Origin of the sequence: Ramlibacter cellulosilyticus (genome assembly GCF_014297465.1) — a bacterium.
GTDB classification, from domain to species: Bacteria; Pseudomonadota; Gammaproteobacteria; order Burkholderiales; family Burkholderiaceae_C; genus Ramlibacter; species Ramlibacter cellulosilyticus.
Genome location: NZ_JACORT010000005.1, coordinates 155,102 through 177,361, shown reverse-complemented (window position 1 = coordinate 177,361; position 22,260 = coordinate 155,102). Strand labels below are relative to the sequence as shown.

The 22,260-nt window shown below is 66.7% G+C and carries 14 protein-coding genes, 2 tRNA genes and 3 rRNA genes; 10 read left to right on the top strand and 9 right to left on the bottom strand.

Annotated features, from left to right (window positions below):
- The first annotated feature begins 40 nt into the window (after positions 1-40).
- Complete coding sequence (locus H8N03_RS13590; RefSeq protein ID WP_187076725.1) at positions 41-727, top strand: response regulator transcription factor; 687 nt, start codon at positions 41-43, stop codon at positions 725-727.
- Positions 728-747: 20 nt separating this feature from the next.
- Complete coding sequence (locus H8N03_RS13585; protein ID WP_222622976.1) at positions 748-2,100, top strand: histidine kinase dimerization/phospho-acceptor domain-containing protein; 1,353 nt, start codon at positions 748-750, stop codon at positions 2,098-2,100.
- On the opposite strand, the gene H8N03_RS13580 is transcribed toward H8N03_RS13585, so the two are convergent.
- The 7 genes from H8N03_RS13580 to H8N03_RS13550 are packed head-to-tail and all read right to left on the bottom strand — an operon-like array spanning position 2,091 to position 8,100.
- Complete coding sequence (locus H8N03_RS13580; protein WP_187076723.1) at positions 2,091-2,762, bottom strand: histidine phosphatase family protein; 672 nt, start codon at positions 2,760-2,762, stop codon at positions 2,091-2,093. The two genes, H8N03_RS13585 and H8N03_RS13580, sit on opposite strands and share 10 nt — an antisense overlap.
- Before the next feature lie 49 nt (positions 2,763-2,811).
- Positions 2,812-3,801 carry a threonine dehydratase gene (locus tag H8N03_RS13575; protein ID WP_222622975.1) on the bottom strand — a complete coding sequence of 330 codons (990 nt, stop codon included), beginning with the start codon at positions 3,799-3,801 and terminating at the stop codon, positions 2,812-2,814.
- Entirely contained in the window at positions 3,801-4,478 is a 678-nt protein-coding gene (locus tag H8N03_RS13570) for a VOC family protein (protein ID WP_187076722.1), read from the bottom strand. Before H8N03_RS13570 ends, H8N03_RS13575 begins: the two co-directional genes overlap by 1 nt.
- A gap of 1 nt (position 4,479) precedes the next feature.
- Positions 4,480-5,346 (bottom strand): PhzF family phenazine biosynthesis protein, encoded by an 867-nt coding sequence (locus H8N03_RS13565; protein ID WP_187076721.1) that lies wholly within the window; start codon positions 5,344-5,346, stop codon positions 4,480-4,482.
- A gap of 8 nt (positions 5,347-5,354) precedes the next feature.
- A complete protein-coding gene (locus tag H8N03_RS13560; protein ID WP_187076720.1) occupies positions 5,355-6,560 on the bottom strand; it encodes an aminotransferase-like domain-containing protein in 1,206 nt (401 codons plus the stop codon).
- Positions 6,557-7,489 carry a DMT family transporter gene (locus tag H8N03_RS13555; protein ID WP_187076719.1) on the bottom strand — a complete coding sequence of 311 codons (933 nt, stop codon included), beginning with the start codon at positions 7,487-7,489 and terminating at the stop codon, positions 6,557-6,559. The genes H8N03_RS13560 and H8N03_RS13555 overlap by 4 nt, the downstream gene beginning before the upstream one ends.
- Entirely contained in the window at positions 7,486-8,100 is a 615-nt protein-coding gene (locus tag H8N03_RS13550; protein ID WP_187076718.1) for a LysE family translocator, read from the bottom strand. The genes H8N03_RS13555 and H8N03_RS13550 overlap by 4 nt, the downstream gene beginning before the upstream one ends.
- Before the next feature lie 127 nt (positions 8,101-8,227).
- Between H8N03_RS13550 and H8N03_RS13545 the strand changes: the two genes are divergently transcribed.
- The gene (locus H8N03_RS13545; protein WP_187076717.1) at positions 8,228-9,670 is read left to right on the top strand and encodes an aminotransferase-like domain-containing protein; all 1,443 of its coding nucleotides are present in this window, start codon (positions 8,228-8,230) and stop codon (positions 9,668-9,670) included.
- Positions 9,671-9,674: 4 nt separating this feature from the next.
- Here H8N03_RS13545 and H8N03_RS13540 read toward each other — a convergent pair whose 3' ends face one another.
- Positions 9,675-11,393, bottom strand: coding sequence for a phospholipase D family protein (locus H8N03_RS13540; protein ID WP_255428204.1), 1,719 nt, complete (start codon positions 11,391-11,393; stop codon positions 9,675-9,677).
- A gap of 84 nt (positions 11,394-11,477) precedes the next feature.
- Positions 11,478-13,343 (bottom strand): ATP-binding cassette domain-containing protein, encoded by a 1,866-nt coding sequence (locus H8N03_RS13535; protein WP_187076716.1) that lies wholly within the window; start codon positions 13,341-13,343, stop codon positions 11,478-11,480.
- A 122-nt stretch (positions 13,344-13,465) separates the two neighbouring features.
- Between H8N03_RS13535 and H8N03_RS13530 the strand changes: the two genes are divergently transcribed.
- The 7 genes from H8N03_RS13530 (at position 13,466) to rrf (ending at position 21,806) form a co-directional block, all read left to right on the top strand.
- A complete protein-coding gene (locus H8N03_RS13530; RefSeq protein WP_187076902.1) occupies positions 13,466-13,912 on the top strand; it encodes a (2Fe-2S)-binding protein in 447 nt (148 codons plus the stop codon).
- Positions 13,909-16,179 (top strand): xanthine dehydrogenase family protein molybdopterin-binding subunit, encoded by a 2,271-nt coding sequence (locus H8N03_RS13525; RefSeq protein WP_187076715.1) that lies wholly within the window; start codon positions 13,909-13,911, stop codon positions 16,177-16,179. The genes H8N03_RS13530 and H8N03_RS13525 overlap by 4 nt, the downstream gene beginning before the upstream one ends.
- 363 nt (positions 16,180-16,542) lie before the next feature.
- Positions 16,543-18,073, top strand: a 16S ribosomal RNA gene (locus H8N03_RS13520).
- Between the two features lie 95 nt (positions 18,074-18,168).
- Positions 18,169-18,245: transfer RNA gene (locus H8N03_RS13515), tRNA-Ile, on the top strand.
- Positions 18,246-18,268: 23 nt separating this feature from the next.
- Positions 18,269-18,344: transfer RNA gene (locus tag H8N03_RS13510), tRNA-Ala, on the top strand.
- A gap of 330 nt (positions 18,345-18,674) precedes the next feature.
- Positions 18,675-21,557 (top strand): 23S ribosomal RNA (locus H8N03_RS13505).
- A 136-nt stretch (positions 21,558-21,693) separates the two neighbouring features.
- Positions 21,694-21,806: ribosomal RNA gene (rrf, locus tag H8N03_RS13500) — 5S ribosomal RNA — on the top strand.
- Together the 16S, 23S and 5S rRNA genes with 2 tRNA genes alongside form the textbook arrangement of a ribosomal RNA operon.
- Positions 21,807-22,260 lie beyond the last annotated feature (454 nt).

Sequence of the window (22,260 nt, the reverse complement as noted above, 5' to 3'; positions counted from 1 at the left end):
GGGGTTGCTTCTTAAGTGATCCTTAACGGCACAATGCCGCATGCGCGTGCTGGTGGTGGAGGACGACCGGGGCATCGCGGACGGCCTGGCGGCCCACCTGGGGCGGGCGGGCCACGCGGTGGATTGCACGCCGGGCATGGCGCCGGCGTGGCGCGCGCTGTGCGCGGAACCCTACGACGTCGTCCTGCTGGACCTGGGGCTGGAGGACGGCGACGGCACGGACCTCCTGCGGCGCCTGCGGCAGGCCCCGGCGGGCCGGCTGCCCGACCCGGCGACCCCGGTGCTGATCATGACGGCACGCGACCAGGTGGCGTCCCGCATCGAAGGCCTGGACCTCGGCGCCGACGACTACCTCACCAAGCCTTTCGACCCGGACGAACTCGCCGCGCGCATGCGTGCCCTGACGCGCCGCCTGGCCGGGCGCGCGCAGACCACCATCCGCTACGGCGAGCTGGAGATCGATCCGGCGGCCCGCACCGTGCGGCGGGCCGGCGAGCCGGTGGAACTGTCCGCGCGCGAGTTCTCGGTGCTGCTCGCGCTGATGGAGTCGCGGCCGCGCGTGCTGTCGCGCGCGCAGATCGAGGGCAAGCTCTACAACTTCGAGAGCACGCTCGAGAGCAACGCGATCGAGGTCCACGTCCACCGCCTGCGCCGCAAGCTGGGCGAAGGCGTGGTGCGCACGGTGCGCGGGGTCGGCTACTACGTGCCGGCGGAGCCCGAAGCGTGAACGGAGCGCGATCCCCGACGTTGACGCGCCACCTGCTCGCCTGGGCGCTGGGCGCGCTCACGATCGTCTGGGCCACGTTCGTCTTCTTCGGCTACAAGACCGGCGAGCACGAGGCGGACGAACTGACCGACGGGCACCTGGCCAGCGTCAGCTCGCTGCTGTTGCCGCTCGCGCCCGGCGGCCTGCAGCCCGATGGCGCACCGCCCGTGCGCATCCACGGCACCAGCAACGGCAACGGCAAGGACCTGCGTGCCCACGACTACCAGCGCTCGCTGACCGTGGTGGTGTGGGATGCCCAGGGCCGGCTGCTCTCGCGCACGGGCGATGCGCCCGCGCCCCCGTTCGCGGTCCCGGAGGGCTTCGCCACCCTGCAGCTCGGCCAGCCGGCGCAGGCCTGGCGCACCTTCTCCCGCTGGGACGAGCCGCACGCCTTCAAGCTCACGGTGATGGCGTCGGCGCAGGAACGCGACGAACTCGCCGCGGACATCGCCGAACAGGTGATGCAGCCGGGCCTGTGGCTGCTGCCCGCCGTGGCACTGGTGCTCGGGCTCGCGATCCATCGCGGGCTGCGGCCGATGCGCAGGCTCGCCGCGCAGATCCACGCACTGGACACGCATGCCGCGCAGAAGGTCGACGCGCCGGTGCGCTTTCGCGAGCTCGCGGCCACGGTGGACGCGATCAACCGCCTCGTCGACCGCTATCACGCGGCCCTGACCCGCGAGCGGGCGCTGGCCAACGAGTTCGCCCACGAGCTGCGAACGCCGCTGGCGTCCATCGCCTTGCAGGCGCGCAGCATCCAGGACACGCCGCCCGGCCCCGAGCAGGAGGCCGCCCTTGCGCGGCTGGGGGCGGACGCGCTGCGGGCGGGCGAAGTGCTCGCGCACCTGCTGGCCCTGGCCCGCGCGAGCCGCGCCGAGCTCGACGAAGCCGCGGAGTCGCTGGACCTGGACGCGGTCGCGCGCCGCGTCGTGGCCGACTTCGCGCCCGATGCGCATGCCGGTGGCCGCGAGCTGGGGCTCTCCAGCCCCGGCCCCTTCCCGCTCTCCGGCCACCCGCTGCTGCTGGAACTGGCGCTGCGCAACCTGGTGCAGAACGCGCTGGCCCACACGCCGCGCGGCACGCGCGTGGAAGTCGAGCTCGACCCCGCTCAGCACTGGCTGCAGGTGAGCGACGACGGCGCGAGCCACGGCACGCAGGACGAGGAACCGGCGGCGCCGGGCGTGCAGGCCCTGCGCCTCGGCCTCGGCCACCGCGTGGTGGAGAAGGTCGCGGCCTTGCACGGCGCCATCTTCGAGCCGGACCTGCCGCTGCCGGGCGAGCGCCGCGGCTGGCGCATCCGCTTCGACGCGCCCGCGCCCGCGCTTCAGGTGTAGGTGACCCAGTCGCGCCAGGCCGGCGCGTCGAGGTGCGGGATCGCGTTGAAGGACACCAGCATGTGGCGCTTGGGCGTGAACGCGAACTCCGTGATCGCCGTGTTGCGGATGCGCATGTTCAGGTCGATCGTCGTCTCCGGCCGGGTGCCGAGGACGTGGCCGACCGCCGTCGCGATGGGTCCGCCGCTCGTGACCACCAGGACGTTCTGGCCGTAGTGGTTGGCCCGCACGTGGTCGAGCGCGCCGGCCACGCCCGCCACGAAGTCGACGTAGCTGGGCATGCCCGCGGGGCTCGCCGTGCCCGCCATCCATTGCGACAGGCCGTCGCGCAGCAGGCGGAAGTGGTGACGCACCATCTCGGGGGAGCTGGGCTTCTGCAGCTTTTCCGGGTGCACCGTCGCGATCACGGCCTCGCTGTCGTACTCGTTGAGGCCCTCCCACGCGAGGTGCTCGCCCGCGTGGTTCATGCCTTGCAGGATGCCTTCGAGCGTCTGCTTGTGCCGGCGCAGGGTGCCCGCGATCAGCCCGTCGAAGTGCACGCCGCGCTCGGCGAAGTACTCGCCGAGCCGCACGGTCTGGCGCTGCCCGAGTTCGCTCAGGTGGTCGTAGTCGTCGGCGCCGAAGGAGGCCTGGCCGTGGCGGACGAGGTAAAGGGTGCCCATGCGGCCATTCTGGCAAAGCGCGCGGCGCGCGCGCGTCCCAGCGGCGACTTCAGCGCGGCGAGCCGCCGCCGAGCACGCGCGCGAAGACCGCGGTGTCCACGTTGCCGCCGGTGAGGGCGAAGCCGACGCTGCGGCCGGCGGCACGCTCCCGGTCGCGGATGACCGCGGCCAGGCCGGCGGCGCCCGCGCCTTCGGCGACGTTGTGCGTGTCGGCGAACAGGATGCGCATGGCGTCCGCCACTTCTTCGTCGGTCACGGCCACGATGTCCTCCGCTTCGCGCAGCACGATCGCGAGCGCTTCCTCGTCGGCGATGCGGCAGGCCATGCCGTCGGCCAGCTGCGTCGTGACAGGGGCTTCCTGCACCCGCCCGGCGCGGAAGGAGTCCAGGTAGGTCGTGGCATGCGCGGAGACGACGCCGACGAGCCGGCTGCGCCGTCCCGTGTGCGCGCGGGCGGCAGCCGCTGCGCAGAAGCCCGAGCCCTGGCCGATCGGCACGTACACGACCGCCGGTTCCTCGCCGGCCGGGAAGCTCTCGAAGAACTCCACCCAGTAGCTCATGACGCCCAGCACCAGGTCGCGGTGGAAGGACGGCACCATGTGCAGCCCGCGCTCGGCCGCGAGCGCGATCGCATGCTCGCGCGCGGCCTGGAAGTCGTCGCCGTGCTCCAGCAGGGTGACGCCGAGTGCCCGCATCGCGGCGTTCTTCTCGATCGAATTGCCGTGCGGCACCACGATCGTCGCCTCCAGGCCGTAGCGGCGCGCGGCCGAGCCGACGGACTGGCCGTGGTTGCCGCGCGTGGCGGAGATCACGCCGCGCACCGCGGGCTCGCGGCGCACCAGTCCCTCGAAGTAGGTCATGCCGCCGCGGACCTTGAAGGCACCTGCCGGCGTGTGGTTCTCGTGCTTGACCCAGACCGTGGTGCCGAGCCGTTCGCGCAGCAAGGGCCAGGCGTACTGCGGGGTGGGCGGTACGGAGCGGCGCACCGTCGCCCGCGCGTGTTCGACTTCGTCGGCAGAGAAGTGGATGGCAGTCGTCATCACAGGCCTTGCGAGGCCAGCTTCACGCGGCCGCGGGGGGTGTCCAAGACGGCGCAGAGGTCGGCGGCGCCTTCCTTCACCGCGACGCCTTGCAGGCCCACGGCTTCGTACGCGGCGCGCAGCGTCGCCGCCTGCGGGTGGCAGGCGGTGAGGGATTGCAGCGTCACGCCGGACTCCGGCAGGGCCGATGCGGGATGGGCGTCGCCCCATTCGATGAGCGTGGGCAGCAGCCCGTCCAGCAGGCGCTGGCCATCGTCGCGCAAGGTGATCTGCCAGGAGAGCGGTCCGCGCGGCGTCATGCGCGAAGCGGCGACGGGTTCGCCGCGTTCGAGTCCGAGGCCGCGCCAGGCGGCCACGCCGGCCGCGGCGTCGCTCACGCTCGCGACGAAGTGCAGCAGGCGCGGGCCTTCGCGCGCCAGCGTGTCGCGCACGCTCTCGTCGTCGAGATCGAACCAGCGGCGCGCGCGCTGGGGCTGCCGCCCCGGCTGGATCGCGATGATCTCGAAGTAGGCCCGCGGATAGTCGACGGTCGCGATGCGCAGCAGGCGGTTGTGCGTGCCCATGAGCGGATGCTCGCCCCCGGGGCCGGGCGTCACGCCGAGCGTGGCTTCGCACCAGGCGGCGCCCTGCTCGAGGCTGGCGGCCGCGACGACGAGGTGGTCGACCCGCGCCGCCATGTCAGAGCCTCACCTGGCCATGCACGCAGGTGACGGACGCGCCGCCGATCCAGGTCTCGCCGCCCTCGTCGCGCTCGACGTGCACGCGTCCGGCGCGGCCGAGCGCCGTGCCCTGGCTCGCGACGTAGCGGGGCGGTGCGATGCCGTCACCGATCAACCATTGCGCGAGCGCCGCATTCAGGCTGCCGGTGACGGGGTCTTCCGCCATGCCGTTGTTGCCCGGGAAGAAGGCGCGGACCTCGAACGCGATCCCGTCGCCCGCGGGGCGGGAGCCGACGACGCCGACCTTGCCGCGCCGACCGACGACGCCGATGTCCAGGCCCGAAAGGATGGCGGCATCGGGCTTCAGCGCGAGCACCTGCTCGGCCGATTTCAGCAGCACGCCGCGCCAGTTGGGGCCGTTGTCGCACCAGGCGTGGCCGACGATGTCCTCGCGCGCCACGCCGAGGCCGCGCGCGATCAGCGCCACGTCGTCTTCCGGCAGCGGACCGCTCTTGCGCAGCGGCGGGGCCGCGAAGGCGAGCTGAGTGCCGTCGCGCCGCAGCTTCACGAGGCCGACGCCGCATTCCTGCACGACGAATTCACCGCGGGGTTGGCCGCCGGCGGCCAGCCAGGCGTGGCAGCTGCCGAGGGTCGGGTGGCCGGCGAAAGGCAGCTCGCGACCCGGCGAGAAGATGCGCACGCGGTAGTCCGCGCCGGCCTGCGTGGGCGGCAGCAGGAAGGTCGCCTCGGACAGGTTGGTCCAGTTGGTGAAGTGCTGCATCTCCGCGTCGGAGAGGCCCTCCCCATCGAGGACCACCGCGAGCGGATTGCCGCGGTAGGGCACGTCGGTGAACACGTCGACTTGCTGGAAGGGTCGCAGGCGCATGGGGCCTCCTAGGTCCGCGCGGCAGCGAGCGCCGCGCGCAGGGTCGCCGCCAGCGCGGCCATGCCGCGGTCGATCTCCTCGACGGACGCCGTGACGAAGGAGAGGCGCAGCGTGCGCGTGTCGGCTTCGCCTGCATAGAAGGCCGCACCCGGCACGAAGGCGACGCCGCGCTCCACGGCTTGCGGCAGCAGGCGCACCGCGTCGAGGCCGGCCGGCAGGCGTGCCCACAGGAACATGCCGCCCTCGGGCGCGTTCCACTGCACGTCGAGGCCCTGCATCTCGCGCGCGAGGGCGGCCAGCATGGCGTCGCGCTGCGCCTTGTACAACGCGCGGATGGTGGGCACGTGGCGGTCGAGGAAGCCGTCCCGCAGCACCTCGGCCACCATGCGCTGGTTGAAGCTGGGGCTGTGCAGGTCCGCGGCCTGCTTCGCCTGCAGCAGCTTGGGGAAGACGGCGCTCGGCGCGACGAGGTAGCCCAGGCGCAGGCCGGGCGCCAGCACCTTGGAGAAGGACCCCAGGTAGATCGTGCCTTCCGGATGGCGCGATGCGAGGCTGGCGGGGGGCGGCATGTCGAACCAGAGGTCGCCGTACGGATTGTCCTCGACGATGGGCAAGGCCAGCTCGCGCGCGGTCTGCACGAGGGCCTGCCGGCGCGCCTCGCTCATGGTGCGGCCGGTGGGGTTCTGGAAGTTCGGCAGCACGTAGAGGAAGCGGGCCCCGGCGCGCTGGCGAGCGAGGTCGGCGACGTCGATGCCTTCCGCGTCGCTCGCGATGCCCACCGCCTGCGGCTCCATCGGCGCGAAGGCCTGCAGCGCGCCGAGGTAGGTCGGCGTCTCGACCAGCACGCGGCTGCCTTCGTCGAGCAGCACCTTGGCCACGAGGTCGAGGCCTTGCTGCGAGCCGGTGGTGATCAGCACCTGGTCGGGGTCGACCTGCCAGGGTAGCAGCCGCGCGACCATCTCGCGCAGCGGCCGGTAGCCTTCGCTCGCGGCGTACTGCAGCGCGCCGGGGCCGTCGCTGCGCAGCACCTGCTCGCAGGCCTGCGCGAACGCGTCCACGGGGAAGGTGCGCGGCGACGGCAGGCCGCCGGCGAAGCTGATGATGCCGGGCCGCTCGGTGACCTTGAGGATCTCGCGCAGGACGGAGGGGTTCATGCGCTCGGCGCGGCGTGCGAGCGTCCATTGCGAGGTGGGCGGCAGGTCGTGGGGCTTCATCGGGGCTCCATGGCGGGGGACAAGGATGGCGCGGAACGCGCGGCGGGCCGCACCGGCATGCGGCGGCCCAGGAACACGGTGGCGATCACGCCGAGGGCGAAGCCCAGCGTGACGAGGTCCAGCCGCTCGCCGAGCAGGGGCACGGCGAACAGCATGCTCATGAAAGGCTGGACCAACTGCACCTGGCTCACGCGCACCGTGCCGCCGAGGGCGAGGCCGCGATACCAGGCGAAGAAGCCGATCCACATCGAGAACAGCGACACGTACGCGAAGCCCCACCAGGCGCTCGCCGGCAGGGCGACCGCGGGACGCGTCCACCAGGCGAGCGGCAGCGTCAGGGGCGTGGCAATGACCAGCGCCCAGCAGATCACGTGCTCGGCACGCATGCGCTGCGACAGGCGCGCGCCGTACGCGTACCCGACGGCGGCGCAGGCCATGGCAAGGAGCAGCAGGACGTCCGCGAGGTGCAGCTGCACGCCCGGGCCGGAGCGCAGCAGCGCGAAGGCGACGACCAGCGCGCTGCCCAGGATGGCGCAGGCCCAGAAGCCCGCCGAGGGCCGCTGCCGGTGCAGCAGCGCGCCCACCAGCGCCGTGGCGAGCGGCAGCACGCCCACGATCACGCTCGCGTGCACGGCCTCCACGTAGCGCATCGCCACCGAGGTGAAGAGCGGAAAGCCGAACACCACGCCGGCCGACGTGAGCACGAGCGGCCACCAGTCCTCGCGGCGCGGCAGGGGCGCGCGCGTGGCGAGCAGGAAGACGGCGGAGAGCGCCGCCGCGACCGCGGCGCGGCCGAGGGCGACGAACACGCCCGACATGAGCGGCGCCTCCGGCGTGCCGACCGACAGGCGCGTCATCGGCAGCGTGAGCGCGAAGATCGCGACGCCGAGGAACCCGAGCCAGAGCCCGCGCCGTTCCGCGGCGTTCATACCGTCACCATCCAGGCGGCCGTGCCCGCCAGCACCAGGGCCAGCGCGCGGTTGAACCAGAGCAGGCGCTGCCCCTGCGCGAGCCAGTGCCGCAGCAGCGAGCCCACCAGCGCATACGTGAAGTTGCTGGTGAAGGCGAACGCCAGCATCACCAGGCAGATGATCGCCAGCCGCTCGCCGGGGTTGGCCGCGGGCTGCCCGCCGCTGTTGACCACCCATCCGGCGGTGAGCGTGAGGGCCAGCATCCACGCCTTGATGTTCACGAACTGCAGGCCCACGCCCTGCCAGAAGGTGACGTCGAGCCGGCGCGCGTCGACTTCGGCGAGCTTGCCGGCGCCGGCGACCTTCCAGGCGAGCCACAGCATGTAGGCGACGCCGGCGAACTTCAGCGCCCAGCGCAGCGCCGGCACGCCCAGGACGAGCGCGCCCAGGCCCAGGCCGCTGCCCGCCATCAGGAGCGTCCAGCCCGTGGGCACCGCGACGCAGAAGCGCAGCGCGCGGCGCAGTCCGCCGTTGGCGGCAAGCGCCGTGGACAAGGTGGTGTTCGGCCCCGGCGAGAAGCTCATCGCCGTGCAGAACAGGAGGAGGGCCGTCAGCTCCGCGGCACTCATCGCGGGCAGGGGGATTGCAGGGTCATGCGAGCCAATGTAATCTGGCTGACCAATACACGGCCAATACAGTTTTCCAGATCACTATGGGAACTGTATTGGCCGCCATGCCAGTACACGAGGATTCCCCATGCTGATGAAGGCATCGTCGCAGTCGCTCACCGAGCAGCTCGCGGCCCGCTTTTCCGAGCGCATCCGCAACCGCCTGCTCGCGCCCGGGGCGCGGCTGCCGTCCGTGCGCCAGTGCGCGGAGCAGCATGGCGTGAGCCCGTCGACGGTGGTCGCGGCGTACGACCAGCTGCTGGCGCAGGGCCTCGTGGAGGCGCGCAAGAACCGCGGCTTCTTCGTGCGCGAGGCCACCGTGCCGGCCGCGGAGGAAGCGCCGCAGCAGGTGCCCGCGTCGCCGCAGGAGTGGAATGCGGCGCACTGGATCGTCGCGCGCCGCGGCCCGGCGCCGGTGAACGCCACCTCGCTGATCCGCGGCATGTTCCACAGGATCAGCAACAAGCCGCAGCCGGGCATGGGCGTGTTTCCGTCGGACTGGCTCGAGACCTCCTTCATGCCGGCGGCGGTGCGCAAGGTGACCGGCACGCGGGTGCTGCACGACTTCTCGCTGCAGTACGGCGAGCCGCTCGGCGACGCCGGCCTGCGCCGCGCGCTGGCCAACAAGCTCACGGGCCTGGACGTGCCTGCATCGCCGGAGCAGATCATCACCACGGTGGGTGCCACGCATGCGCTCGACATCGTCAGCCGCACGCTGCTGCGCGCGGGCGACCCGGTGATGGTGGAGGAGCCGGGCTGGGCCGTGGAGTTCGCACGCCTCAACGCCCTGGGCATGCACCTGCTGCCCGTGCCTCGCCGCGCCGACGGGCCCGACCTCGAGGTGATGGCGAAGTACTGCGAGGTGCACAAGCCCAAGCTGTACGTGAGCGTGAGCGTGTTCCACAACCCGACCAGCTACTGCCTGTCGCCGGGCAGCGCGCACCGGCTGCTGCAGCTCGCCAACCAGCACGACTTCCACATCGTCGAGGACGACACGTACAGCCACATCGCGCCGCCGCACGCAACGCGGCTGTCTTCGCTGGACGGCCTGCGCCGCACGATCTACGTCGGGGGCTTTGCCAAGATCCTGGCGCCCAACTGGCGCATCGGCTTCCTGGCCGCGCCGCCTGCGCTGCTGGAGCAACTGCTGGACACGAAGCTGCTGGCGACGCTCACGACGCCCGCGCTGCTGGAAAAGGCCCTGGCCCTGTGCATCGAGCAAGGCCAGTTGCGGCGGCACTGCGAACGCATCCGCACCCGGCTGGACCTGGCGCGCGCACGCAGCGTGAAGCTGGCGCTGGCCGCCGGCTGCACGTTCGCGGCGGAGCCCGCCGGCCTCTTCGGCTGGGTGGACACCGGCGTGGACACGGATGCGCTCTCGCAGCGCATGCTGGACGAGGGCTACCTGCTCGCGCCCGGCGCGCTGTTCCACGCCGAGCGCAAGCCGAGCACGCTGATGCGCATCAACTTCACCACCGCGCAGGACGCGGCGTTCTGGAAGAAATACGGGGAGATCGTGAAGAAGCTCTGAGGCTTCAGAGCATCTCGTCCGGCGCGAACGGGCCGATCAGCTTCACCATGAGCTTGAGCTTCGTGCTCGCGCCCGGCTCGCTCGTCTCGTTGCCGAACGAGGCCCCCGGGGGCGCCCGCCAGAAGAACTTGCCATCCTGCTTCTCGAGGCGGTACGCGGCCGTCGCCAGCGTGTTCTCCACCTGCCGGTGCGCCTGCTGCGCGAGCGCGGTGCTGCGGATGACGAGGCCGACCTCGCTGTTCTTCAGCTGCGAGCGCAGGTCCAGGTTCATGGAGCCGATGACGGACAGGCGCTGGTCGATGATGACCGCCTTGGAATGCAGGCTGGCGCGCGAGTGCGTGGCGCTCTTGGACCCGCCCGGGCCGCTGCCGAACCAGCTGTTGCCCTCTTGCTTCCTTGACTTGCCCGAGCCGGAGCCGCCCAGGAGCTCCGCCGCCGTTTCCGGATCCGAGCGCATCTCGTACACCTCGATGCCCATGGCGAGCAGCTGGTCGCGGTAGCGCGCATAGCCTGCATGCGCGGCGGGCGCGTCGTTGGATGCCATCGAGTTCGTGAGCACCCGGATGCGCACGTTGCGCCGGCGCAGCTCTTCGTACACGGCCATCATGCGCGGCCCGGGCACGAAGTAGGGGGAGATGATCAGCACCTCGCGCTGCGCGCCGCGTATGAGCTGCAGCAGGCCGTCGATGACGGTTTCGCCGGCGTTCACCTCGTCGTCGCCCGGCGCGACCTTGCCGGGCTGGTCGACGAGCAGCACGGAAGGCGCCCACACCAGCGGGATGGTGCGCAAGTCCATGGGCGGCTTCTCGGCGTCGCGCGCTTCTCCCGGCGTGACCGACGGCAACACCGTGGCGGACGCGGTCACGGGCAGCACGGGCTTGACGGCCTGCGGCGCGCCGGCAGCCGGCGGCGCCGCGGGCTCGGGCTTGCGCAATGCATCGAGGTCTTCGGGATCGAGCAGCGTCTGCACGGGATAGGCCAGCGGGTCGTTCCAGAAGTGGTCGAAGCTGGCCGCCATGTCGCGCACGATGCGGCCGGTGGCGAGCACGTCCAGGTCCACGAAGTTCTGCTTGTCGCCGCCGCCGAAGTAGCGGTCGCCGAGGTTGCGGCCGCCGGTGATGCCCCAGGCGCTGTCGGCGATGAACAGCTTGTTGTGCATGCGCTTCTGCATGCGTTCGACGTCCTTCAGCGACGTGACGATGCGGCCCAGCATGCTGTTGCGCGGCCCGGGCAGCGGGTTGAACAGCCGCATCTCCACGTTGGGCTCGAAGGCGAGGCGCAGCACCTGCGCGTCCTCGCCCACGGTGTTGAAGTCGTCGAGCAGGATGCGCACGCGCACCCCGCGGCGCGCCGCCTCGCGCAGCCGCTGCAGGATCACCTCGGAGCTGGCGTCGGCGTGGATGGCGTAGTACTGCAGGTCCACCGTGCGCTGCGCGGCGTCCACCAGTGCGAGCCGGCTCGTGAGCGCGGTGTCCACGCTATCCAGGAGGAAGAAGGCGGAATCGCTGCGCGTGCCCGCCTGCGAGCGGCGTGCCTGCGTGAGCTGGCCGAGAGCCGTCTGCTCCGGGTGTGCGAAGTGGGTGGACGGCGTGCGGTTGGTGTTCGCCGGCAGGCTCGCGCAGCCGCTCGCCCAGCCCGAGAAGATGACGAGCACGCACCACCGCAGCAGGCGCAGCCAGGCCGGCAGGGAGGGGATCGCGGCGCTGGCAAAGGTCATCTGCATGGGTGCAGCGACTGTAGCGGCCGCGCTGCCGCGATGGGGCCAGGCGTGGGTCGGCTGGCGCCGTGAAAAGGTGACGGCGGCAGCCTACAGCTGACCCAGGGCTTCCCAGCGCTCCAGCGCCGTCATCAGTTCTTCCTCGATCTGCTCGCTGCGCGTGGCCAGCTGCGCGGCGCGCTGCGGATCGTCGCGATAGACGGCACCGGCGGCGAGTTCTTCCTGGATCGCCTTCTGCTCCTTTTCGAGCGAATCGATCAGCGCCGGCAGCGCTTCGAGCTCGCGCTGCTCCTTGTAGCCCAGCTTGCGTCGGGCTGCGGGTGCGGCCGTCGGCGCGGCTGCAGCCTTTTCCGGCGCCGGAGCCGGCGCGCGCGCAGCCTCCGCGATCTCCCGCGAACGGCGCGATTGCGTGAGCCAGTCCTCGACGCCGCCTTCGTACTCGCGCCAGCGGCCGTCGCCTTCGAAGGCGATCGTGCTGGTCACCACGTTGTCGAGGAAGGCGCGGTCGTGGCTGACCAGGAACACGGTGCCTTCGTAGTCCTGCAGGAGTTCCTCGAGCAGTTCCAGCGTGTCGATGTCCAGGTCGTTCGTGGGCTCGTCGAGCACGAGCACGTTGGCTGGCCGCGCGAACAGGCGCGCGAGCAGCAGGCGGTTGCGTTCGCCACCGGAGAGCGAGCGCACCGGCGATGCGGAGCGCGCGGGCGAGAAGAGGAAATCCCCCAGGTAGCTCTTGACGTGCTTGCGCTGGCGGCCGATCTCGATCCACTCGCTGCCCGGGCTGATGAAGTCCTCGAGCGTCGCGTTCGGATCGAGCGCGGTGCGCATCTGGTCGAAGTACGCGACCTGCAGGTTGGTGCCGAGGCGGACCTTGCCCTTGTCGGGAGCGAGTTCGCCCAGGATCAGCTTGAGCAGCGTCGTCTTGCCCGCGCCGTTGGGGCCGACCAGGCCCACCTTGTCGCCGCGCAGCAGCGTGGCGGTGAAGTCGCGCACCACGGCCTTGTCGCCGAAGGACTTGGAGACGTTCGTGAGTTCGGCGACGAGCTTGCCGCTCGGCTGGCCGGTGGCGACTTCCATGCTGACGCGGCCGAGCGCCTCGCGGCGGGCGGCACGCCGTGCGCGCAGTTGCTCGAGGCGGCCGATGCGGCTCTGCGAACGCGTGCGCCGCGCTTCCACGCCCTTGCGGACCCAGACCTCTTCCTGCGCGAGCAGCTTGTCGGCCTTGGCGCTGATCACCGCCTCCTGCGCGAGCTGCTCCTGCTTGAGCGCCTGGTACTGCGTGAAGTTGCCGGGGTATCCCAGCAGCTTGCCGCGATCGAGCTCCACGATGCGCGTGGCGACGCGGTCGAGGAACGCGCGGTCGTGCGTGATCAGCACCACGCTGCCGCGGAATTCCAGCAGCAGGTTCTCCAGCCACTCGATGGAGTCGAGGTCGAGGTGGTTGGTGGGTTCGTCGAGCAGCAGCACGTCGGGGCGGCGCACGAGGGCCTGCGCCAGCGCGACGCGCTTGCGGTTGCCGCCGGACAGCGCGCCGATGCGGGCCTGCGGATCGAGGTGCAGCCGTTGCAGGGTCTCGTCGACGCGCTGCCGCCAGTTCCAGCCGTCCTGCGCCTCGATGCGCCCCTGCAGCGCGTCGAGGTCGCCGCGGCCGTGCGTGTAGTCGTCGACCAGCGCGATCACGTCGCCGAGGCCGGACTGCACCGCCTCGAACACGGTCGCGTCCTCGTGCAGGACGGGCTCCTGCGCGACGAAGGCGGTGTGCAGGCCCTGCTGGCGCTGCACTTCGCCGTCGTCGGGACGCTCCGAGCCGGCCAGGATGCGCAGCAGCGAGGACTTGCCCGCGCCGTTGCGCCCGATCAGGCCGACACGCTCGCCGCCTTCGAGGGAGAAATCGGCGTGGTCCAGCAGCGCCACGTGTCCGTAGGCGAGTTGTGCGTCGGCAAGGGTGATCAGGGCCATCGTGCGGGGGAAAAGCCAGCGAGCGTATCACCGCGCGCTGCAACCGGCGCGTTGCGTGCTTCGTGCCGCGGCCGCGCTTGGCTATAGTGGGACCTGCCGTTGGAGGAGGGGTTCCCGTGGAGATGAATGTCAATGGTGCGCGCCTGCAGGTGCAGGCCGATCCCGCGATGCCCCTGCTCTGGGTCCTGCGCGACGTCCTCCAGCTGACCGGCACGAAGTTCGGCTGCGGCATCGCTGCGTGCGGCGCGTGCACCGTGCGTGTCGACGGGCAGGCGGTGCGCTCGTGCGTGACGCCGGTGGGCAGCGTGGCCGGGAAGGCGATCCAGACGATCGAGGGGCTCGGCACGGCGGCGAAACCGCATCCGCTGCAGGCCGCCTGGATCGCCGAACAGGTGCCGCAATGCGGGTACTGCCAGAGCGGCATGCTCATGGCCGCCGCGGCCCTGCTGGAGAAGAAGCCCAAGCCGAGCGACGCGGACATCGACGAGGCGATCACCAACATCTGCCGCTGCGGCACCTACCAGCGCGTGCGCGTGGCGATCAAGCGGGCTGCGGGGGTGAAGGCGTGAAACGCCGCGCGTGGCTGCTCGGCACCACGGTGGGTGCGGGCGCCTTGCTCCTGGGCTGGATGGCGCTGCCGCAGCGCTCGCGGCTCGGGCTCGCTTCCATGATGGCCCCGGGCGAAGGCGACATCGCCCTCAACGGCTGGATCAAGATCCTTCCGGACAGCAGCGTGGTCCTTGCCATGCCGCGCAGCGAGATGGGGCAGGGCGTGCACACGGCGCTGCCGCAGCTCGCGGCGGAGGAGCTGGACGTGCCGCTGGCCAGCGTGCGCATCGAGCAGGCGGGCTGGGACGCGGTCTACGGCAACGTGGCGATGCTGGTGGGGAACCTGCCGTTCCATCCGCTGGAGGAAGAACGCGAGGACGGCTTCGGGCGGGTGAAGGCCGGCCGCTGGCTGGTGGGGAAGTTCAGCCGCGAGCTGGGGCTGAATGCGACCGGGGGCTCGTCCAGCGTCGCCGATGCGTGGGAGGTGGTGCGGCTCGCGGCGGCCACGGCGCGTGCCTCCCTGCTCGGCGCAGCGTCCCTGCAATGGAAGTTGCCCGCGGAAGACTTGAAGACGGCGCGGGGCGTGGTGTCCCACCCGTCGGGCCGCTCGATCACCTATGGGGAACTGGCGCGCGTCGCGGCAGCCACGCCGCCGGGCGTCGTCCAGCTGAAGGATCGCAAGGAGTGGCGGGTGATCGGGCAGCCGGCGCCGCGGCTCGACGTGCCGGCCAAGGTGAACGGGAGCGCGCGCTTCGGACTGGACGTGCGGCTGCCGGGCATGCGATTCGCGGCCTTGCGCCTCGCACCCATGTTGCGCGGCGCGCCGGGCCGCGTCGACGCGCAGGCGGCGCTTGCCATGCCGGGAGTGGACCGTGTGGTCACGCTGCCGGCTTATGCAGGCTCGACCGCGGGCATCGCGGCGGTCGCCGACAGCTACTGGCGTGCGCAGCAGGCCTTGAATGCCGTGCAGGTGGATTGGCTGCCGCCGCCCGGCAGCGGGCCGGATTCGCAGCGGGTGCAGGAAGATCTGCGACGCGCCGTCGAGAGGCGCGACGGCTACCGTTTCTTCGAGCAGGGCGAGGTCGACCGGCCCTTGCGGGCGGGCGCGCGTACCCTGGAGGCCTGGTACAGCGCGCCTTTCCTGGCGCACGCGACGCTCGAGCCGATGAATGCCACGGCACGCGTGGCGGGCGGACGCGTGGAGGTCTGGGCACCGACCCAGGTGCCGGGAATGTGCCGGGCGGCCGCGGCGCGCGTTGCCGGCGTGCCGGAGGACCACGTCGACCTGCACGTGACACTGCTCGGCGGCGGCTTCGGACGGCGGCTCGAGGTCGACTACGTTGCCCAGGCCGTGCGCGTCGCGATGGACCTTCCCGGGGTTCCGGTGCAATTGATCTGGTCCCGCGAAGAAGACATGCGGCACGATTTCTACCGGCCCATGCACGTCGCTCGCATGCGGGCGGTGCTGGGCGCGGGTGGGGAAGCGCTGGGGCTGCACATCAAGTCGGCCGGAGATGCGATCTCGCCGCGCTGGATGGAGCGCGGGCTGCCGGCGCTCGCCGGGCCGGTCGATCTGCCGGACAAGACGGCGTCCGAGGGGCTGTTCGACCAGCCTTACGAGTTCGACGACCAGCGGATCGAGCACGTGTTCGCGCACACGGGAGTGCCGGTGGGCTTCTGGCGGTCCGTGGGTCACTCGCACAACGCCTTCTTCACGGAGTCCTTCGTCGACGAGCTCGCGAGCGAGTTGCGCCGGGATCCGGTGGAGTTCCGGCGCGCGCTGCTGCGTCGCGCGCCGCGCCATCGCGCAGTGCTCGACCTGGCGGCCGAGCGTTCCGGCTGGGGCTTGAGGCCGCTGCCGGCGGGACGCGCCCGCGGGGTGGCCTTGCATGAGAGCTTCGGCACGGTCGTGGCCCAGGTCGCCGAGGTCTCCCTTGAAAGAGGGCTGGTGCGGGTCCATCGTGTGGTGTGCGCGGTGGACTGCGGCACGGTGGTGAATCCGCAGATCGTCGCGCAGCAGATGGAAGGGGCGGTCGTGTTCGGCCTGACGGCTGCATTGCACGGCCGCATCGACATCCGCGACGGCGTGGTGCAGCAGGGGAACTTTCCCGAGTACCCCATGCTCAGACTGGCCTCTGCGCCGCTGGTGGAGACGTACATCGTCCCGTCGGAGCGGCCGCCGGCAGGCGTGGGCGAGCCCGGGGTCCCCCCGATCGCGCCCGCGGTGGCGAATGCGCTGTTTGCCCTCACCGGGCAGCGCAACCGTTCGTTACCTTTCGCGCTGTAGGGGTCGGGGTTTTCCCTGTGCTATAGTCGCGGGCTCCGCTGACAACGGCGCTGCGAAAGCAGCAGGTGCCGCGAAGGCAGCAAGCGAAGGCGGCGGAGAAAAAATTGAGCCTGGGGCTCGACGACGATGAAAAGTCGGTATAGAATCGAGGGCTTCGCTGATCGCAGCGGGGCTGGCAAGAAAAGAAGGCGCAACGCTGGAAGGTCTTGCTTCGGATCGTTAACAACATACAGCCGATAAGCGTGGGCGTTTGATGGCGGATTGCCAAGTTCTTCGGAACAAATCAAACGCTCATGAAAAGACAAGAAGGTTCAGAGATGAGCCGTCTTTGTCGATTCCTAAATGAGCGAGTTATTCAAGATCGAACTGTAGAGTTTGATCCTGGCTCAGATTGAACGCTGGCGGAATGCTTTACACATGCAAGTCGAACGGCAGCACGGGGGCAACCCTGGTGGCGAGTGGCGAACGGGTGAGTAATACATCGGAACGTGCCCAGTCGTGGGGGATAACGTAGCGAAAGCTACGCTAATACCGCATACGATCTCTGGATGAAAGCGGGGGACCGCAAGGCCTCGCGCGATTGGAGCGGCCGATGGCAGATTAGGTAGTTGGTGGGGTAAAGGCTCACCAAGCCGACGATCTGTAGCTGGTCTGAGAGGACGACCAGCCACACTGGGACTGAGACACGGCCCAGACTCCTACGGGAGGCAGCAGTGGGGAATTTTGGACAATGGGCGCAAGCCTGATCCAGCCATTCCGCGTGCAGGATGAAGGCCCTCGGGTTGTAAACTGCTTTTGTACGGAACGAAAAGGCTCTGGTTAATACCTGGGGCTCATGACGGTACCGTAAGAATAAGCACCGGCTAACTACGTGCCAGCAGCCGCGGTAATACGTAGGGTGCAAGCGTTAATCGGAATTACTGGGCGTAAAGCGTGCGCAGGCGGTGATGTAAGACAGGTGTGAAATCCCCGGGCTTAACCTGGGAACTGCATTTGTGACTGCATCGCTGGAGTGCGGCAGAGGGGGATGGAATTCCGCGTGTAGCAGTGAAATGCGTAGATATGCGGAGGAACACCGATGGCGAAGGCAATCCCCTGGGCCTGCACTGACGCTCATGCACGAAAGCGTGGGGAGCAAACAGGATTAGATACCCTGGTAGTCCACGCCCTAAACGATGTCAACTGGTTGTTGGTCCTTCACTGGATCAGTAACGAAGCTAACGCGTGAAGTTGACCGCCTGGGGAGTACGGCCGCAAGGTTGAAACTCAAAGGAATTGACGGGGACCCGCACAAGCGGTGGATGATGTGGTTTAATTCGATGCAACGCGAAAAACCTTACCTACCCTTGACATGTCTGGAATTGCGCAGAGATGTGCAAGTGCCCGAAAGGGAGCCAGAACACAGGTGCTGCATGGCTGTCGTCAGCTCGTGTCGTGAGATGTTGGGTTAAGTCCCGCAACGAGCGCAACCCTTGCCATTAGTTGCTACGAAAGGGCACTCTAATGGGACTGCCGGTGACAAACCGGAGGAAGGTGGGGATGACGTCAAGTCCTCATGGCCCTTATGGGTAGGGCTACACACGTCATACAATGGCTGGTACAGAGGGTTGCCAACCCGCGAGGGGGAGCTAATCCCATAAAACCAGTCGTAGTCCGGATCGTAGTCTGCAACTCGACTGCGTGAAGTCGGAATCGCTAGTAATCGCGGATCAGCATGTCGCGGTGAATACGTTCCCGGGTCTTGTACACACCGCCCGTCACACCATGGGAGCGGGTTCTGCCAGAAGTAGTTAGCCTAACCGCAAGGAGGGCGATTACCACGGCAGGGTTCGTGACTGGGGTGAAGTCGTAACAAGGTAGCCGTATCGGAAGGTGCGGCTGGATCACCTCCTTTCTGGAAATACTAGCAATCCAATTCAAACGTCCACACTTATCGGTTGTTGGAAGATGTCGCCAGCGGCGAAGCTCGCAACTGAAGCGACCGGCCCGGGGTCTGTAGCTCAGTTGGTTAGAGCACCGTCTTGATAAGGCGGGGGTCGTTGGTTCGAGACCAACCAGACCCACCATCTCTCCTCGAATTGAAATTCCTGGGGGATTAGCTCAGCTGGGAGAGCACCTGCTTTGCAAGCAGGGGGTCGTCGGTTCGATCCCGTCATCCTCCACCAAACGTTGTTGGGCGCGGCGCTACAATGCGCCTTCCCGAAAAATCAACACCAAAGCGGCTTGATCGCAAGACCAGGCTGCTTTGTTGTTGACTGCGAGATTGCTCGCAAGTCAATCGGCTGTTCTTTAACAATTCATAGAGTCGAATCAGCGTCGTTAGCGGAAACTGCTTCATGGCAGACCGTGCCGCTAGCGACAATTTTTTGATTGCGTCAACCAGACTTCAATTTCGGATCAAACCGAAAGTATGAAGACGGCATAACGCGCGAGGTGAAAGACCTCGCGAGTCCTTGATTGATGATGAATCCTCGTGAGAGGGATCAAAGTTATAGGGTCAAGTGACTAAGAGCATGTGGTGGATGCCTTGGCGATTACAGGCGACGAAGGACGTGATAGCCTGCGATAAGCTTCGGGGAGCTGGCAAATAAGCTTTGATCCGGAGATTTCCGAATGGGGAAACCCACCGCGCAAGCGGTATCGCGCAATGAATACATAGTTGCGCGAGGCGAACCGGGTGAACTGAAACATCTCAGTAGCTCGAGGAAAAGACATCAACCGAGATTCCGAAAGTAGTGGCGAGCGAAATCGGAAGAGCCTGCTAGTGATAGCGCAGAACTTAGCGGAACGGCTTGGAAAGGCCGGCTACAGAGGGTGATAGCCCCGTACGCGAAAAGATCTGTGTGGTACTGAGCTAGCGAAAAGTAGGGCGGGACACGTGAAATCCTGTCTGAAGATGGGGGGACCATCCTCCAAGGCTAAATACTCGTAATCGACCGATAGTGAACTAGTACCGTGAGGGAAAGGCGAAAAGAACCCCGGGAGGGGAGTGAAATAGATCCTGAAACCGCATGCTTACAAAAAGTCGGAGCCCGCAAGGGTGACGGCGTACCTTTTGTATAATGGGTCAGCGACTTACATTCAGTGGCAAGGTTAACCGAATAGGGTAGCCGCAGGGAAACCGAGTCCGAACAGGGCGAACTTCAGTCGCTGGGTGTAGACCCGAAACCAAGTGATCTATCCATGGCCAGGATGAAGGTGCCGTAACAGGTACTGGAGGTCCGAACCGACTAGTGTTGCAAAACTAGCGGATGAGCTGTGGATAGGGGTGAAAGGCTAAACAAACTTGGAAATAGCTGGTTCTCTCCGAAAACTATTTAGGTAGTGCCTCGCGTATTACCTTCGGGGGTAGAGCACTGTTTTGGCTAGGGGGTCATGGCGACTTACCAAACCAAGGCAAACTCCGAATACCGAAGAGTACAGCGCGGGAGACAGAGCACCGGGTGCTAACGTCCGGACTCAAGAGGGAAACAACCCAGACCGCCAGCTAAGGTCCCTAAAATTGGCTAAGTGGGAAACGAAGTGGGAAGGCTAAAACAGTCAGGATGTTGGCTTAGAAGCAGCCATCATTTAAAGAAAGCGTAATAGCTCACTGATCGAGTCGTCCTGCGCGGAAGATGTAACGGGGCTAAGCCAGTTACCGAAGCTGCGGATTTGCACGCAAGTGCAAGTGGTAGGAGAGCGTTCTGTAAGCCTGTGAAGGTGGCTTGTAAAGGCTGCTGGAGGTATCAGAAGTGCGAATGCTGACATGAGTAGCGTTAAAGCGGGTGAAAAGCCCGCTCGCCGTAAGCGCAAGGTTTTCTACGCAACGTTCATCGGCGTAGAGTGAGTCGGCCCCTAAGGCGAGGCAGAGATGCGTAGCTGATGGGAAACAGGTCAATATTCCTGTACCGATTGCAAGTGCGATGTGGGGACGGAGAAGGTTAACTCAGCCGGGTGTTGGATGTCCCGGTTCAAGCCTGTAGTCGTGCCTGGTAGGTAAATCCGCCGGGCTTAGATGAGGGGTGACAACGAGGAGGCTTGCCTCCGAAGTGAGTGATACCCTGCTTCCAGGAAAAGCCACTAAGCTTCAGCTTGCAACGACCGTACCGCAAACCGACACTGGTGCGCGAGATGAGTATTCTCAGGCGCTTGAGAGAACTCGGGAGAAGGAACTCGGCAAATTGACACCGTAACTTCGGAAGAAGGTGTGCCCTTAGTAGGTGAAGTCCCTCGCGGATGGAGCCCAATGGGGTTGCAAAAAATCGGTGGCTGCGACTGTTTAATAAAAACACAGCACTCTGCAAACACGAAAGTGGACGTATAGGGTGTGACGCCTGCCCGGTGCTGGAAGATTAAGTGATGGGGTGCAAGCTCTTGATCGAAGTCCCAGTAAACGGCGGCCGTAACTATAACGGTCCTAAGGTAGCGAAATTCCTTGTCGGGTAAGTTCCGACCTGCACGAATGGCGTAACGATGGCCACACTGTCTCCTCCCGAGACTCAGCGAAGTTGAAATGTTTGTGATGATGCAATCTCCCCGCGGAAAGACGGAAAGACCCCATGAACCTTTACTGTAGCTTTGTATTGGACTTTGAACGGATCTGTGTAGGATAGGTGGGAGGCTTTGAAGCCGGGTCGCTAGATCTGGTGGAGCCGACGTTGAAATACCACCCTGGTGCGTTTGAGGTTCTAACCTAGACCCGTTATCCGGGTCGGGGACAGTGCATGGTAGGCAGTTTGACTGGGGCGGTCTCCTCCCAAAGCGTAACGGAGGAGTTCGAAGGTACGCTAGTTACGGTCGGACATCGTGACGATAGTGCAATGGCATAAGCGTGCTTAACTGCGAGACTGACAAGTCGAGCAGATGCGAAAGCAGGACATAGTGATCCGGTGGTTCTGTATGGAAGGGCCATCGCTCAACGGATAAAAGGTACTCTGGGGATAACAGGCTGATACCGCCCAAGAGTTCATATCGACGGCGGTGTTTGGCACCTCGATGTCGGCTCATCTCATCCTGGGGCTGTAGCCGGTCCCAAGGGTATGGCTGTTCGCCATTTAAAGAGGTACGTGAGCTGGGTTTAAAACGTCGTGAGACAGTTTGGTCCCTATCTTCCGTGGGCGCTGCAGATTTGAGGAAGCCTGCTCCTAGTACGAGAGGACCGGAGTGGACGCACCTCTGGTGTACCTGTTGTCACGCCAGTGGCATTGCAGGGTAGCTAAGTGCGGAAGAGATAACCGCTGAAAGCATCTAAGCGGGAAACTCGTTTCAAGATGAGATCTGCCGGGGCCTTGAGCCCCCTGAAGAGTCGTTCTAGACCAGGACGTTGATAGGCTGGGTGTGGAAGCGCAGCAATGCGTTAAGCTAACCAGTACTAATTGCTCGTGCGGCTTGACCCTATAACTTTGATCGACATCGATCAACGTGTATGCCGGGTTGAACGCAATCAAATACCAGGTGCCCACCAGCACCGAAGCTGAGAAGACTCTATGAATTGGCTTTGCAGCCCACAAGGCTGCAGGGCAAAAAGTTATGCCTGATGACCATAGCGAGGTGGTCCCACTCCTTCCCATCCCGAACAGGACAGTGAAACGCCTCTGCGCCGATGATAGTGCGGATTCCCGTGTGAAAGTAGGACATCGTCAGGCTGTTATTCGAGCCGCCCCGTTGGAAACGACGGGGCGTTCTCATCAGTGCTTCTGGGCGGCAGCTGCAGCGAGCATTGATGAGAACGCGAAAAGCGTGCTAGAATGTGAGTCTTCGCTGACAGTCGCGTGAGAGCGCGACAGACAGCAAGGCAAGCAAGAGGTTGACAGTCCTCTCAAAGCTCTGTCATAATCGAGGGCTTCGCTGATCGCAGCGAGGTTGGGCAAGAAAGAAGGCGCAACGCTGGAGTTCTTGCTGCGGATCGTTAACAACATACAGCCGATAAGCGTGGGCGTTTGATGGCGGATTGCCAAGTTCTTCGGAACAAATCAAACGCTCATGAAAAGACAAGAAGGTTCAGAGATGAGCCGTCTTTGTCGATTCCTAAATGAGCGAGTTATTCAAGATCGAACTGTAGAGTTTGATCCTGGCTCAGATTGAACGCTGGCGGAATGC